The organism is Stieleria magnilauensis (genome assembly GCA_007753675.1).
GTDB lineage: Bacteria > Planctomycetota > Planctomycetia > Pirellulales > Pirellulaceae > Stieleria > Stieleria magnilauensis.
Map to the genome: position 1 here is coordinate 8,705,073 of CP036432.1, position 15,293 is coordinate 8,720,365.

General features: G+C 60.0%; 10 protein-coding genes. 1 reads left to right on the forward strand and 9 read right to left on the reverse strand.

Annotated features, from left to right (window positions below; all coding sequences use genetic code 11):
* Positions 1-46: 46 nt before the first annotated feature.
* The 3 genes from TBK1r_RS31295 to TBK1r_RS31305 form a co-directional block, all read right to left on the reverse strand.
* Positions 47-3,601 carry a carbohydrate-binding family 9-like protein gene (locus TBK1r_RS31295; RefSeq protein ID WP_419580579.1) on the reverse strand — a complete coding sequence of 1,185 codons (3,555 nt, stop codon included), beginning with the start codon at positions 3,599-3,601 and terminating at the stop codon, positions 47-49.
* A 96-nt stretch (positions 3,602-3,697) separates the two neighbouring features.
* Complete coding sequence (locus tag TBK1r_RS31300) at positions 3,698-4,402, reverse strand: hypothetical protein (protein ID WP_145219280.1); 705 nt, start codon at positions 4,400-4,402, stop codon at positions 3,698-3,700.
* A gap of 321 nt (positions 4,403-4,723) precedes the next feature.
* Positions 4,724-5,269, reverse strand: a complete 546-nt coding sequence (locus TBK1r_RS31305; protein ID WP_145219282.1) for an STAS domain-containing protein — start codon at positions 5,267-5,269, stop codon at positions 4,724-4,726.
* A gap of 175 nt (positions 5,270-5,444) precedes the next feature.
* Between TBK1r_RS31305 and TBK1r_RS31310 the strand changes: the two genes are divergently transcribed.
* Positions 5,445-5,831, forward strand: a complete 387-nt coding sequence (locus TBK1r_RS31310; RefSeq protein WP_145219284.1) for a hypothetical protein — start codon at positions 5,445-5,447, stop codon at positions 5,829-5,831.
* An 83-nt stretch (positions 5,832-5,914) separates the two neighbouring features.
* Here the strand turns inward: TBK1r_RS31310 and TBK1r_RS31315 are convergent, their stop codons facing one another.
* The 6 genes from TBK1r_RS31315 to glgX form a co-directional block, all read right to left on the reverse strand.
* Entirely contained in the window at positions 5,915-8,704 is a 2,790-nt protein-coding gene (locus TBK1r_RS31315) for a c-type cytochrome (RefSeq protein ID WP_419580580.1), read from the reverse strand.
* A gap of 306 nt (positions 8,705-9,010) precedes the next feature.
* Positions 9,011-10,159 (reverse strand): DUF1570 domain-containing protein, encoded by a 1,149-nt coding sequence (locus TBK1r_RS31320; protein ID WP_145219288.1) that lies wholly within the window; start codon positions 10,157-10,159, stop codon positions 9,011-9,013.
* A gap of 49 nt (positions 10,160-10,208) precedes the next feature.
* Positions 10,209-11,738 carry an ABC transporter permease gene (locus tag TBK1r_RS31325; protein WP_145219290.1) on the reverse strand — a complete coding sequence of 510 codons (1,530 nt, stop codon included), beginning with the start codon at positions 11,736-11,738 and terminating at the stop codon, positions 10,209-10,211.
* Positions 11,739-11,741: 3 nt separating this feature from the next.
* Positions 11,742-12,329, reverse strand: coding sequence for a DUF2141 domain-containing protein (locus TBK1r_RS31330; protein ID WP_145219292.1), 588 nt, complete (start codon positions 12,327-12,329; stop codon positions 11,742-11,744).
* A 4-nt stretch (positions 12,330-12,333) separates the two neighbouring features.
* Complete coding sequence (gene dcd / locus TBK1r_RS31335) at positions 12,334-12,909, reverse strand: dCTP deaminase (RefSeq protein WP_145219294.1); 576 nt, start codon at positions 12,907-12,909, stop codon at positions 12,334-12,336.
* A 105-nt stretch (positions 12,910-13,014) separates the two neighbouring features.
* Entirely contained in the window at positions 13,015-15,117 is a 2,103-nt protein-coding gene (glgX, locus tag TBK1r_RS31340) for a glycogen debranching protein GlgX (protein ID WP_145219296.1), read from the reverse strand.
* Between the last annotated feature and the right edge of the window lie 176 nt (positions 15,118-15,293).

Here is a 15,293-nt window from a genome sequence, read left to right on the forward strand (position 1 = left end):
GCGATCCACAATCGCGAATCGCAAACGCGGAAGCCTCGCCCACGCTCTACTCAACAAATTCGACAAAGCCGAAGTAGTCGGGGTGGTGGAAGCGTGGGAAATTGCGGTCGCCTTGCGACCATTGGCTTTTGACCGCCATGTTGCCCTCGAGCCGATTCAGGTTCAACCGCCAGCGGTCGCCGACCTCGGGGCGACCGGATGGTAAGACGTGTTGAAACAATCGGAATGGAATGGCGACTTCCAAGGTCCAGCCACGGTCGGTGTCGGTCGAATCGTTTAATGTTCCGTCGACGACGACCGCGCATCGAATTCCATCTGGGTTCCATTCATCGTCGGGGTTTTTTCCTTGGGGACGATAATTGTCCAGCTGGGTTCCGAGCGCGTTCATTTCGAGATTGAAGTAGTTTTCAGGGTGAGCGATCTCGGGTGATGCGAACACCTCCACGCAATCATCGCGATACACGTCACTGTCGCGCTCGGTCCGCGTCGCCAAGACATCGCTATCGGTGCAATGGAACGAAACGTAGAGGAACTGATCGTCCCACAACAGTTTGGCGTCGGTGGGTTGCCGCGGTCCATCGCCTTCGTTCCACCAGGTAAACACAAACTCGCCGACCGATGGCGCGGATGCCCAGGCGGCTTCGTCACGTCGTCCATCGATCACGACCGGTTGGCGGGTGCGTCGAATGATCGCCGACTTGTGTTGCAACGGTCCGATCTTGCGCTGCGATCTCAAATAGGCTAACAGGTCGGCGGCTTGCTGGGGCGTCATGCCGGAGAGCAATTGGTCGGGCATCACCGACTTAGCCGACGGTTCCATCAACTCGATTTCATCGACCGCTAGCGTGCGTGATTTCCCGGTCGCATCGGTCATCGTCAATTGTTCCGCTGTCTCCTCGGTGACGATCCCGACGAACACCTCGCCGTCGCCGGTCAACACCTTTCGAGCGCGGTACTTGGCATCGATCTTTTCCGAGGGACGCACGATGCTGGCCAACAATTCGCCGGGCGTCATTTGGGTTCCGATGCCGCTTAAGTCGGGGCCGACGTTTAGCCCGATCGCTCCGATGCGATGACAAAGTCGGCAATTCACGTCCTTCGCTTGCTCGAACAAGTGCTTGCCACGCTCGGCGGAACCCTCGATCGCCAACAGTGTCTCTTCGTCGATTGTCGCGCCCAAACGGGTGACACGCTGGTCTTCGGGGAGATAGTGTTCAAACAAATCTCGTACCAGGGGATCGTCACTCCGGGTTGCCCGCTGAATGATGGCACTTCGAAGTTCGTTGGCCGCAGACAGTTGGGCACAGGCCAGCGACAATTCCAACGCTGCTCCGGGCGACTGCAGCCGTTGGTCCAGCTTGCGGTCGAAGTCGTCATCCAGTGTCAAACCGGCGATCGCTTCGGAGACGTCATCGGTCTTGTCCCCGCCCTTCATCGAGGCAATCCAGTCGCGCAGCAGCGTCACTCCTTGCACATCGATCACGTTGGATCCGAATTGCGGCATGTGTCCTCGGCCGGTTTTCAGAGCACGATACAACAGCACGCTGCGGTGCGGATCGCCCGGTGCGACGACGCGAGCGTCTGGAATGCCGAACGTGCCTTGGGCCGGTGGTTCGTCAAGGTAATTATTGAACTCCAATGACTTCGTCACCTCGAAGTTGAAGTTGGCGGTCCCGCCGCCTTGCTTGCGATGACAAGTCGAACAGTTCAGTGCCAGGTAGGATCGTGCCCGGTCCTGGATCGGCTGGGATGGGTCATGGGGTGACGCGATCGGTGGCTTCGCGGGAACCGGATCACGAAACAATCCCAGCTTGGTCAAACGGGTCAGCTGGTTGTCTTGCAGGGAGCCGATGTTCAATTGTTCTGGCCAGAAGGCGTGCACGGTTCCGGCGGCCCAGATGTGACAGAGTAGACATTCGCTGCGGCTGGCGTGTCGCCAGGTTTGGGTGCGTTTGCCGCCGGGAACGTTTTTGTCTTTGATGGTCAACGTGCGTTCGGTCGCGACGTCGTCTTGCAGCACCGCGTCGGTTTGATGGTCGTTCCAGACGTAGTTGTACGCTTGCCATTCGTCGCCGAGCAGGTGTAGCACTTGGGTTTCCAAGCGTCGCTCGGTCGCCGGGTCAGTGGGATCGGTGCGGTAAGTGACCGTTTTGGCAACGACGGTATCGGGAGGGAAACGGAATCGGCCTGCCGTTTGGCCGGTCTGCCAATCGTCGCGATCGTACAGCGTCAGTTGCTCGTCGCCGGGGATCGCGATCCACTGTCGGGACTGGGTACCGTCGGCCCAACGGTGCGCACTGATTTCGTACTCGACGACACCCGCGGCCGGCGTGAGTGATTCAACATCGGCGAACAGTCCGGTCTCGCTGAGTCGTTTCGGAAACGTTTGACTGGCCTCGGTGATCGGATTGGGCTGCAACCGCAGGATGGTGCCGTCGTAGCCGACGATCAGCACTTCGCCGCTCGGATCGAGCATGAAACAAATGACTTGCAGCGGGGTGTCAACCAATTCCTTTTGCCACAGCACGCGATCGCCTTGGGACTTCAACGCCCACACCTTGCCGGTCATCCAATCGCCATAGAGGTAGGCTCCCTTGAGTTCCGGCAATCGGTCGCTGTGCCAAAAATGGCCGCCCGAGATCGATCGCGAATCCAAGTGGGTGTGTTCGAACAAGGGCGGTGTAATCGGGATCGCCGGCTGCTCGTCCGGCTTGACCGGCTGGCTGCCCTCCATCACGCTCCAGCCATGGTTCCGACCACGGGCGACGCGGTGAATCATTTCACGCATTTCCCAGCCGACGTCGGCCGCCAACAGGTCGCCGCTGTCTGGATCAAACGCGATCTTCCAAGGGTTTCGGAATCCGTAGGCCCAAATCTCGGGGCGTGTCGAGTCGCGGCCGACGAACGGGTTGTCCGTCGGAACGCGATAGGGTTGGTCGGCAGTCGGGTTGTCGACGTCGATTCGCAAGATCGCTGATTCCAGGTCGCTTAAGTCTTGTCCGGTGTTGTTCGCGTCGGGCGGATACGGCGGTTGGCCGTCACCGATCGAAACATAAAACATGCCATCGGGACCAAACTGCATCGAGCCGCCGGTGTGGCCTGAACCGCTCCATTGCGCCAAGACGACCCGGCTGGTCAAATCGATCGTGGGGATGGTCGGGTCGAGCACCTTGAATCGAACGAGCATGGTACGTGGGTTCTCGCCACCTCGAAACGAATAGGTGACGAAACACCAGGGCTGGTCGGCCAGGTCGTGATGAAACTGTATCGCTAACCCTTGGGAGATCGGGCGGTCGTGACAGTCATTCAGGTCCAGGCACAGTTCGGCCGTTGCGTTTTCGGGATCGTTTTCGAAGGAGACGATCTGGCCCTTGAGCTGAGTGGCGATCCACCGCTCGGCCTCCGGCAGCCAGACGATGTCTGTCGGGTGGTCGAGCTGGACGTCGGCGAAGACGCGTTGAGTGATGTAGGGCAACGGTGGGGCGGGGCTGCCCTGGATCTTGGAACTGGTCCAAGGCACCTGCCGTGGCGGTGGCGTCTCCTGGCCGACCAGTGGCAGACCGACGAAACAGACAGCGAGAAGGCATGCAAGAGTGCGCACGATCGAGAGTCTCTGGCGGAAGGGGAATCCGGCGACACGTTGAACCAACCATCATACCAGGAACGCTCGTCGCGGCGCGACGAGAGACCGAGCGGTTCAGAGTCGGCCCAAGATGGCCTTTCGCAAATTGGAAAGGAGACGGACGTAACGAAGCAGCATCAGAATCATGATGACCAAGACGACGACACCGGCCAGTCCCGCGATCGAACCAATGAAAGCGACCGCGACTGCGACTGCGATCGCTAAAACAAACACGACGGCCCCCATCACGACCAGTGATTTCGCGTCGCCTTCCAAATCGGGACGTCGGATGTACGCCGAAACCCGCTTGAGAAACAGGACAAACAGTACCGTCGCGATCAACGAGAGCAGGTTCCCCAGGCGTTGAGGCCAATAGGGTATGACGAGAATGTAGGACAGCGCCCCACCCACGATGGCGGCCAGATCGAACGCGACCGCGGCGTAAATCAATCCCCTGGCTCGGCTCTCCTCGGGGATCGTCAGACAGCAAATCCGACCGACCAATCCGAGGAATACGCCAAGCATCATGCCCAGGCCCAGCATCAGGGCTAGCACCCCGATCGTGGCCACCCCCGATCCTCGCATCAACAGCGGGACCATCACGCCGGTACCGATGATCGAGATCATGATCAAGGCGATGCCCCAATAAACCAGACTCAGGCCGGTGGCCACCCGCGACATCGCTTCGGGCGACCCGAACGCCGGCAACGGATCAAACGAATCGTCGGAAGTCGCTTGCGTGGGAGCGTACGGATTGAGAGGCTCTTGGGGTGTCGTCATGGTTGAAGTCTAGAGCTCCGCTGGTGGCTCCCATGCTGTGGTGTCATGAACGGCAAGATGGGGGCGGCAGAATGATGGGGTGGCAGAATGATGGGGTGACAAAACGATGGGGTGACAAAACGATGGGGGCAAAACGATGGGGGCAAAACGATGGGGGCAAGACGATGGGGGCAAGACGATGGGGGCAAGACGATGGGGGCAAGACGATGGGGGCAAGACGATGGGGTGGCAGCCCGGGCTCGGCAGGTCCTCTTCCGATCGATCGTCCCGCCCGACTCTCCTTGTCTCCCTCTCTCCTTGTCTCCCACTCTCCCGCTGCCATCACCTTCGCGGCGGCGGCGTGACCACGGCGGTGTCGAACAGGCTCGGCTCGTCTGAATCTTGCTGTTCCAAGTCATGCGCCAGCTGTTCGGCGATCCGTTTGAAGACCGACGCCGAAGCACTGGGTAGGTCTCCCAGCGCCTGATGCGTCTCCTGCATGTGTCGGCCGAGCTGTTGCTTGCTGACTTCGCCGGGTTCGATCCGCAGAAACGTGCCGGTGGACGTGGGGGCTTTGGAAAGCAGTGTCAGGTAGCGATCCAGGCTGGTTGCGGTCAGCAATCGGGTCCGAGCGGCTTCGTCGGCGGCGACATGAAATCGCTTCGCCGTGCCCAGCCGTTGAAGTTTCAGCAAGCAGCCCAGGAAGGTGCTGTCCAGGTATTCACACCCCAGCAAGTCAACGGTCACGGTCGCATGGGGATCTTCGACCAGGCATCCCTTGACGAACTCCGCAAACGCCGGACTGTGGGTCGCAGTCCCCTTTCCCTGGACACGGACCACAAAACCATTTCTGGTTCGCGAGACACACAGATCGCAGCGTAACGTCATCGGACCCACCTCCGCCAAGGAATTTCAATCGCTCCGGCAATTGGCAAGCCTAACAGAGTTTTTTGATGGCGGCAAATTTTGTCGATGGTGTCACTGGCCGGTCTCGCGCGGCGAGCACAGTGCTGAGCCGCTTTTCTTCGGCACCGATCCGCCACCACCGCCCATCGGAGTGGCTATGATACTGCCAGACATTACCGCCAATTCACTGGAAGGCCGTTTGGATATCATCGCCAAGGCAGTGGGGAAATTTGAGCCGGATGCCGCGGCGTGGGAGGCAAGTTTGAAGGCGGGCCCCAACAGCGTCACCTCGCAGTTCACGCAACACCACATGATGCAAGGTGGAACCCGAGCCAGCGCCAAGGCGCTGATGCTGACGTTGTGGAGACTGGTTCCGTTGGCGACCGTTCTGATCTTCGCCGCCCTGTTGCTCTGCATGCGATTGATGTCACAAAGTTTCAATCGCGCAATTCGAGACCTGGTACGCGAAGAATCGGCGCGCGATTTGAGACGCATTCGACGTCGCTATTTACAAAACACCGCTCAGTCGCAACTGCCCAAATGACGCAGCTACCCAGCTGACGCAGCGGCCCAGGTGACGCAGCGGCCCAGGTGACACCCGGGCCGCAGCGATGACAACGACCGCACTTAGTTCTTGAAGAACTCGTGCTTCGGATCGCCGGCGCTGATCAGGTAGGCGACCAAATCCAGGATCTCGTCTTGGGTCATTCGGTTGAACAGCCCTTCGGGCATCGCCGACGTCTTGGAAACCATCATTTCTTCGATCGTCTTGCGGTCGATGTTGACCCGGTCATTGGGATCGGTCAGATCGGTGTTGATCGTCATCGAATCGCCGTTCAGATTGACCACCACACCGACGTGGATTCGACCGTCGTCGGTCAGGACCTTGACCGCCGAGAACTGGTCATTGATCACCTTGCTGGGATGGATCACCTGGTCCAACAAGTCGTGCGGCGAATAGCGACGTCCGGCCGAGGTCAGGTCGGGGCCGGTCATGCCGCCTTGGTCGCCGAAGCGGTGGCAGGCATAACACCCCGTCGCGGCGAACATTTTTCGACCGTTTTCAAAGTCGCGCTGCTTCAATCCGGTGCGGGCGGCTGCCGACAACTCTTCCAGCGTCCACTTCTTCTCGGGGCGTCCCTCAAAGATTTGGCCCAAGTTTTCCAACGCCGACTTCTTGACCGGCTTTCTCGCCAGCAGTTCCGCCATCTCGGCTTTTTGCGTTTCACTCAGCGAGGCGACTGCATCGTCGCGAATGAACTGAATGAACTGATCGAAACTGGCACCGCCTTTGTAGTTGGCCGCCTTCAGGAACCACTCGAAGTACGCGGTGTGCAACTCGGGCGTCCAGCCGGCTTTCAGCATGCGAATCGAACGAGCGTATTGCATCTGTTCTTCTTGCGTGGGCGCGTCCTGGATCAACGCGATCGCCTTCTGGGCGACGGTCGGCGATTGCAGCCAGGCAAGCGTCTCGCACAACAGCCAATTCAATTCCGGAGTGGACGCGGGAAACAGCGGGTCAAACTTGGCGATCAGGCGATCGATCATGGCATCATCGGGCCGGCCGAATCGATTCAAGATGATCTGTGTAGCCCGGTGAAGCGTCAGTTGCTGCGTTTCGGTCAAGCGTGCCACGTCGATCGAGAGCACCGCGTCGAGCAATTTCTCTCGCATGTCGGTGTCAACCGCGGCAGTCGAGTCGTCGCGGTGTTGGGGGCAGACGCCGGTGACGCGAGCCAGGGCAAGCAGGGCTTCGACTTGTTTCGCGGCGTCCGATTCGTTCAACGCTTTGTCGGCCCATTGATCGGTTGGTTGGTGCTCGATCGCGGTTCGGGCGGCGAATCGAATGAAGCGGTCTTGATCGTCAAGGTACGGCCAAGCGACAGAGATCGCCTGGGGGTCTTGTTGACCGTGGAAGGCTTCCAGCATGTGTCGCGTCTGGCGAGCTTTGCTTTTCGTCGCCTTTGCTTGGACGGGTTCGGTCGACTGATCGCCGACATAGGTCACGCGGTACAGGCCCGATTGCACGCGTCGCCCGCCGATCGTGAAGTACATCGCACCGTCTTGGGGGCAAATGATGGCATCGGTGATCGGCAACGGTGCACCGGTGACGAACTCTTCTTTGGTCGCGGTGTAGGACGATCCGCTTGGTTCCAAGTGGATCGCGTAGAGCTTTCCCCAGCTCCAGTCGAGTGCGTAGAGTGCGTCTTGGTACTTGGCGGGGAACTTGGCGCCGTAGCCGAACGTCATGCCGGTCGGAGACCCGGGGCCGATGTCAAGCACGCCGGGCAGGTTGTCGGCGTAGAACGGCATGCGTTTTCCGGCACCGTTTCGCCAGCCAAACTCGGCGCCGCTGGTCACCAAACAAATACGCGTGGGGCGATACCACGGCGTGTTGAAGTCGTACTCCATGTCGGCGTCATAGGTGAACAACTCGCCGTCACGATTGACCGCGGCGTCGAACACGTTGCGAAATCCGGACGCGTAGGCTTCGAAGGTTTTTCCGTCGGGCGTGACACGGTAGATGATGCCGCCGGGGGCGAGCACGCCGCGGTTGTGCCCGCGTCCGTCCGGCATGCTGGGCAACAGATGGTCTTCGCCCCAGACCTGACGCACCGGTGAGCTGTCTGCTAGCGGCGGCGGAGTCGTGTTGTTGCCGGTGACCAGATACAGCGCTTTTCCGTCGGGGGTCGGCATCACTGCATGAACGCCGTGATCGCCTCTGGATTTGACTTCGTGAAGCAGTTCAACCTTGTCCAGGGAATCATCGCCGTCACTATCACTGACCCGGTACAAACCGGAGGGGATTTTTTGTTCGTAGTCGTTGACACCGACGTACAGGGCTCCGAAGGCCCAGACCATTCCGTTGACCGCTCGGATGTCGGCCGGAACTTGTTCGACGTCCGCCGCTTGCAGGGTTTCGCCAGCCGGCGGCGGCGTGATGCGATACAGGCCGCCGAATTGATCGCTGACCAGAATTCGACCTTTGTCGTCGGTGCAGAGATTCACCCACGAGCCCTGCTCTTCGCCGGGAACCGAATACAGCAATTCGACTTCAAACCCCTCGGCGGCCTTGATCCGATCGATCGGAGTCGCGGTGTTGCCGCCGATGGCCGGACCGACGCTGGTGGGCCGCGTTCGTTTTGCCGGCGTTTTGCGTGCCTTGGCCTTTGCCTTCGCCGCGCCGTTCTGGGCAGCGGCATCGGGGACGAACATGGCAACGCAGAGGAGCGACAGGCAGATCGCAGCGATACGCCGGCCGGTCGATTGAAGCCCGCACACGCTAGCCAGGGGCCACGCAGCGCTCCTCGCTGACGCGTCGGGCTGGCATGATGGCGTTGATTCCGGAATGTCGATCAAATCGACAGGCCGCTGCGCGGCGGGGGAGAGGATCAATCGGAGGGAAGCTAGGTTCATTTCAGTTCTGGTTTCGCGGAAGATCATGGCGTGCGAGTGGGGTGGGGAGCGACGCTCTCTACCGAGTGGGAGCATTGCGTCAGAGCGTTTTCCGCTCGGGGTCCCTTATGTTACACCGTCCGCCCGTGGATGACAGACTGGAAGCCTGTTGCAGTTTTCCGCCCGGTGTCGCAGCCCGCCGATTTCGTCGATGTTTCGAATTCGACGCGCTGGTGTGAAACGCGACGCGTGGGCGCGGGGGGCGGCGTCAGCGAGCGGCACGGCGTGCACCCTTGCTAACGCGTGCGGGCTTGGGGCCCCGGGCCGCTAGCGGACGCGGCGCATGTACGTAACGAGGAACTTGTCGATTTCGGCGACCGAGGCGTCAAAGGTTTCTTCGAACATTTCGATCCGCTCTCGGGCGGTCAATTCGGCCATCGGTTTTCCGCTGCTCAATTTCCTCAGGTACTCCACGTACTCTTCCCGCCGCGTCTTGAGCAAGAAATAGGTCAACGCCCAGCTTTCGGCGTAGGCATCGGTGGCGGTCTCCGAATTGCGAAAGCGATCGTCGTCGGACAGCAAGGTGACCAGCGAGTTGGGCGGTCGCACCGGCAAGTAGTCTCGCCATCGTTTCAGATTCACTTGGTTGACACGGCCGATCCCGCGCCAACGCGAGGCACTTTTGAAATCGGGCGATTCAAAAAACATCGCCAACCCTTCGCTGATCCACATCGGGTTGTCGGCGAATCGTCGCTGCAGTCCACAGTTGTAGGCCAGCTGGTGCGTGGCTTCGTGAATGATCGTTGCGACGTTGCGTTCCAGGTTAGGCATATTGAACGTCGTCATCCGGTTGCTGGACAGATGGTAGTACCCGATGACCAATTGGGCCGTGTCCCCGACTTCCGCACCGGCATGTTTCAAAAAGTCATTGCGGTCGGCCAGCACCAGGGCGACAAGCGGGAACTTCGGCTCGGGAAGTCGCCAACGCTGATTTTTCCAGAACGTGTAGAAGCCTTTGTAGAGTTGCTCGAACAGCAATCCGACCTGTTTGACGTAGGCATCGGAGGTGTTGTGGGCGATCACATAGTGGGCGGTTTGGTAGATGGAAAAGCCGCTCGGCAATTCCTGTCGCATCCGCTCGGCCATCTGGTCGGCGGTGAGCGGTTGCAGCGGTTCGTCGTCGGAATCGCGTTGAATGATTTGATCGGGCTGGATCATCCAGATCCGGCCATCGTCACTTTGCAGCATCAAACCCCCGTCCTGGGCCTCGACCAGGATCTCGCCGACGACGGTGCGTGTCGGCATCGGCGCACCATTGACCAGATCCGTTTTATCCGATCGAAAGGTGACGGTTTCCACGCCGAGGGCCGGCGTCGCCGCAAGGGTCAGGCTGGTGAAGCAGAGAAGAAAGATTCGAATCGCAATCGCGTCGGCGTTGATCAACTTCAATCGAGCATCCTTGGAATGGGGATCCATCGGGGGGCACGTGGGAAGGGGCCATCTCAGTCTGTTCCAGTGTACGTTATCACGCAGAACGCTTCCAACGTCTCGAGCAAACGATCGCCAGAACGATGATCGAACAGACATACCAGAACGCCAATGCGGCTTCCTGATTGCGTGCACCGCTGTGCAGTAAAGCGAATAATCGCGTGCCCACGGTGACGACACCTGGTGGCAGGACGGGGAGCGTCGCCGGCACATCTCCGCTGGCCATCACCGCCGCGGCGACCGCCGCAATCGCCAACGGTTTGGCCAAAAGGGGGCGTTCGATCCACCAAACGCGGCCGATCCAGGCCAGATCGAGTTTCGCACTGTCCAGGATCGATCGATCGATCCCCGCATATCCCGCTCGCAGGATCCAGTACGCGACCGGCACGGCGCGGACTGATAGGGCGACCACGGTCGGCAGCAACGTTTGGTGGTAGAGGGTTTGCAGACCCGGTAGGGACAGAGTGAAAAACCGCACCACCGTCAGGCCGACGACCGGACCGGGAATCAGAAACAGCAGCAGTGAAACCAGGTCGACGGCTCGGCGAAGTCGGGGGCGTTGCCGCGTGATCGACGCGAGCACCCAAGCCAGCGGGACGCACACCGCAGCGGTCAGCGCGGCCAGGACCGCGGTCCAAAGGTATTCCCGGGAAAACTCTTGGGGCGCCGAGGCCAGCAATCCGATTGCCTGCCGCAGGGACCAGCCGACCGAGAACGTCGGCTCGGGATCCGCTGACACGGTGATCTGATGACCGATCTTGACCAGTAGACCGCCCAGCGGAAACGCGAACATCATCGTCGCCAGCATCACCGCGGCCGATGCGGCCAGGTGGGCGATCATTCCCAGCGGTTCGGCCGCGTCGCCGGCAGAGCGGTTTTGTTCCAGCAGTTGCACGTCCAATCGGCGTCGGCGGGAAACCGCGACGGTGGCGATGATCCCGATCGCGAGCACACAGGGCAGCACCAGGACGATCATGATGGACGTGATCGACGGTTGCACGGCATGAAACAGATAGAACTCGTCGGCGAGGGTCCGCACGCCATACAAGTCGACGACCGTCATTTCGGTGGCGGCCAGAATCGCCGTCGCCAGCAATCCCGTCACGACCCAGGGGGCGGCGATCGGCAATCGGATCCGCCACCAGGTCCAGATCGGTCCGCCATCGAGTCGACTTTGATCGATCACTTGGGCTGGGATCCGCGAGGTGCCGAACCAGGTCGCCAGCGACACCAAGGCGGACCCCAACAGTCCGTGGATCCAAACGCAGGCGACCAGTCCGCCGTATCGGCCGGCCAGCCCGGTGTAGGTGCGCGAGGCGGTTTGAGAAAACGTCAGCCAGCCGAATTTACCCGCCGTCGCCTCCCACGCGGCCGCATGCAGAATCATCGGGGTGGCGATGCAGGCGACCAGGCTGATCAGACAATACCCGACGACCGCCCGGCCGATGCGACGATGGCGTGGGACCAACGAAATCAAGAACGCCAGCGTGATCCCGATCCCCGCGGCGACCAGAACGCTGAACGCCATCAGCTGCAACGTCAACAGAAGCGGACGGATCCAATGCATGAATCAGTACACGCGGATTTCGATCGCCGTCGACTCGCTCGGGCGTTCCATGATGGTTTGCTCGTAGGTCGGCGGCCCGACCAGGCTGCGCGCGTTGTTGGAAAAACCGTAGGGTTCCACCGGGGCGTTGAACAAGGCCCGGTTCAGTTCGCCGTTGTCGTCCAAATCATGGTAGGCCGCGATCGCGAATTGTTCCGGCAAGATGCCGAGTTGGATTTCCCAGACCACAAATCCATCGATCGGAACCAGGGAGTCCTTGATGATCGCCCGATCGGGATTGCCGAAATTCTCCGCCGAATCGTAAACCGCGATCCGAATCGGGCCTGGGGAATCGAGCTGGCTGGTCACGACGCGAATCAGGATCACGTTGGGCGGCAGCGATTGGGCCTGATCGGTATTGGCCACGGTGCCCAGATCGACGTCAAACTCGGACGTGTCTGGCGGGCTGGCCCAAATCATCGCCAACCCGATCAAGAAGATGACGCCGGCGAACGAGAGCAACAGGTTTCCGTGGCTTTCTTTCCAGGCGCGGCGGTAGCGGCCTTTCTCGTTCGGGGAGCGAAACGGGAGTTTGTCATTCTGAACTGGCATGCGATCAACGGCCGGGTGAGTCACCGAAGTTGAGTTCCAACTGAGTTTCGTCGACGGCTCCGCCGAACTCACGGTACATCAAACTGGGCTGAATGTCGCGGCTGTGCTGGTACTTGTCGCTGCAATACGCGGCACCGTCACCGCTGAGCTGCTGATAGTAGATTTGGCAGATCTGCATTCCCGGGACGATCCGGACCGGTTGCACGCAGTACATCTCCAAGGTCCAGGTGCCACAATAACCCACGTCCCCGATCGACCCGCCGGGATTGATGAACAACCCCAGCCGGCCCAGTGAACTGCGGCCCTGGATCAGCGGCACCAGACCTCGCGTTTCGGTGTATTCGACGGTTCGGCCGAGATACAAGACGTTCGGTTGCAGCGTCAGCCCTTCGGCAGGGATTTCCAACCGGCGATAGCGATTGGGGGTCGCGACGTCGAGCACGATTTCCTCGTACACCAACAACTCGTCGTGCAACGCCAGGTTGTACCCGTTCGGGTTCAGCCGAGCGGCATCAAACGGTTCGATTTTGATTTCGTCATTTTTCAGCCGCCGGTGAATCTCGTCGCTCGATAGAAGCATCGCCGTTCCGAATCGATCCAAATGGAAAAACCCGAGCCGGCAAACGATGCCGAGATCGGGCTATCCAGAGTGTAACAAATCTCAGTGACGTCGAGCGAGAGGCCACTATTTTCGTCGCTTGGCGGAGACTTTTCCGCTGACGAAGACTTTCAGCGAATGGCATGGCATTTCGACGGCCCGGTTGCTGGGCGGCATCGGTCCATCCAACTCGGGATAAATGTCTCTGGGGGAATCCGCGGCGGTGTCCAGGAACAGGTTCCACTTCATACCACGTCCGATCGCCGGCAATTGCTGGGTCCGCTCGTCCCCGGTGCTGTTGAACATCATCACCAGGTCGCGGCCGAGTCCGGCGGGATCTTCCGAGCGACTCGGGGCGGCGATGTAGGCCACCATGCTCAGATGGTGTTGTCCCCAGTCCAAGGGGCTGCCGTCATCGGCGTACCACGAGACGTCGCGGATCAGCCGGCCATCGACAGGTTGGCCGGTCAGGAAATGGATCCGTCGGACAGTCGGTTGTTGGCGTCGGAAATGAATCAGCGTCTGGACGAATCGCAGCAGATCCTTGTTTTTCTCGACCAATCGCCAATCGAACCAACTCAGGTCGTTGTCTTGGCAGTAGGCGTTGTTGTTGCCGCGGGCGGTGCGTCGGACTTCGTCACCACTGACGATCATCGGAACCCCTTGCGACAACAGCAGCGTGGCGAACATGTTGCGGACTTGTCGCGCCCGAATGGTGTTGACGCCTTTTCGACGCGTCGGGCCTTCTACCCCGTAGTTGTCGCTGATGTTGTGGTTGTCGCCGTCGCGATTGTCTTCGCCGTTGGCTGCGTTGTGCTTTTCTTTGTAGCTGACCAGGTCGTTGAGCGTGAAACCGTCGTGGCTGGTGATGAAGTTGATGCTGCAAAACGGCGGCCGTCCGGCATGCTCGTACAAGTCGCTGCTGCCGGCCAAGCGGGTCGCCAACGCGCCCAACGTTCCGCCATCGCCACGCCAAAAACCGCGCACGTCGTCGCGGTAGCGGCCGTTCCATTCGGCCCAGCGGTGATTGCCGAACGAACCGACCTGGTACGCACCGGCCGCATCCCAGGCTTCGGCGATGATCTTGGTGTCGGCCAACAACGGGTCTTCGGCGATCAATTCCACCATCGGCGGGTTGGGGACCAGGTTGCCGCTGCGGTCGCGTGACAAAATGCTGGCCAAGTCGAATCGAAAACCGTCGACGTGATAGTTGTGCACCCAATGCCGCAAGCAGTGGAAAATCATTTCGCGGACGACCGGGTGGTTGCCGTTGAGTGTGTTTCCACAGCCGCTGTAGTTGGTGTAGTGCGTGCCTTCGCTGAGGATGTAATAGACCTGGTTTTCCAGTCCCTTGAACGACAACGTGGGGCCTTGCTCGTTGCCTTCGCAGGTGTGGTTGAACACGACATCCAAAATCACCTCGATCCCGGCCGCGTGCAGCGCCTTGACCATCTGTTTGAATTCGTTGACCTGGGCGCCGGGCCGTTTGTCGTGGGCGTATCCGCGGTGCGGAGAGAAAAACGCCATCGGGTCATAACCCCAGTAATTGGGGCGTTGCGGCGGGTTGCCGTAGATATCCAAGATCGGGAATTCGTTGACCGGCATCAATTCGACGGCGGTCACACCGAGCGACTGCAGATAAGGAATCTTTTCGATCACACCGAGGTAGGTCCCCGGGCATTTGATTTTTGCGGTGCGGCTTTTGGTGAATCCACGAACGTGCATCTCGTAGATCACCGATTCGCTCAGCTCGCGGCGCAGGTGTCGGTCGCCTTCCCAATCAAAGTCGTCCTTGACGACGACGCACTTGGGCGGGCGAACGACGCCGTCGGTGCTTTTTCCAAACGTTCCTGCGAGCGCTTGGGCATAGGGATCGATCAAACGGGCGGCCGAATCGAATCGTTGCCCCTTGGCCGGATCCCACGGTCCGCTGGCTTGGTAATGGTACAGCTGGCCCGCTTCGAGCCCCTTGACGTTCAGACTCCACACATCACCCCAGCGATCGGTCTCGCGATCAAACTCGATGATGTCGGCCGGCTCCTGGTCGGTGACTTTGTTGTACAGCAGCAAACGCATTGCGGTTGCCGAGCGGCTGAAAACCGAAAACTGGACGCCGTTCTCCTGCAACGTTGCACCGAACGGCGGTTGGTAGGTGAACTGAAGGTTTCCGGTCGGTTGTCGCATAAGCATGTTGTGAGTGTCTCCTGCAATCCTTTCTAAACGCGTCTGTGGGGTGACACACCATGTGTCATCTCCAATGCGCCTGCATCACGTGCCTGCACAATGCTTGCCAGAAACCCTACCACCTACCGACCGGAGATCAGAAACCCTCGGGGAGGAGATTGGAAAACAGGCAGGCAGTCGAT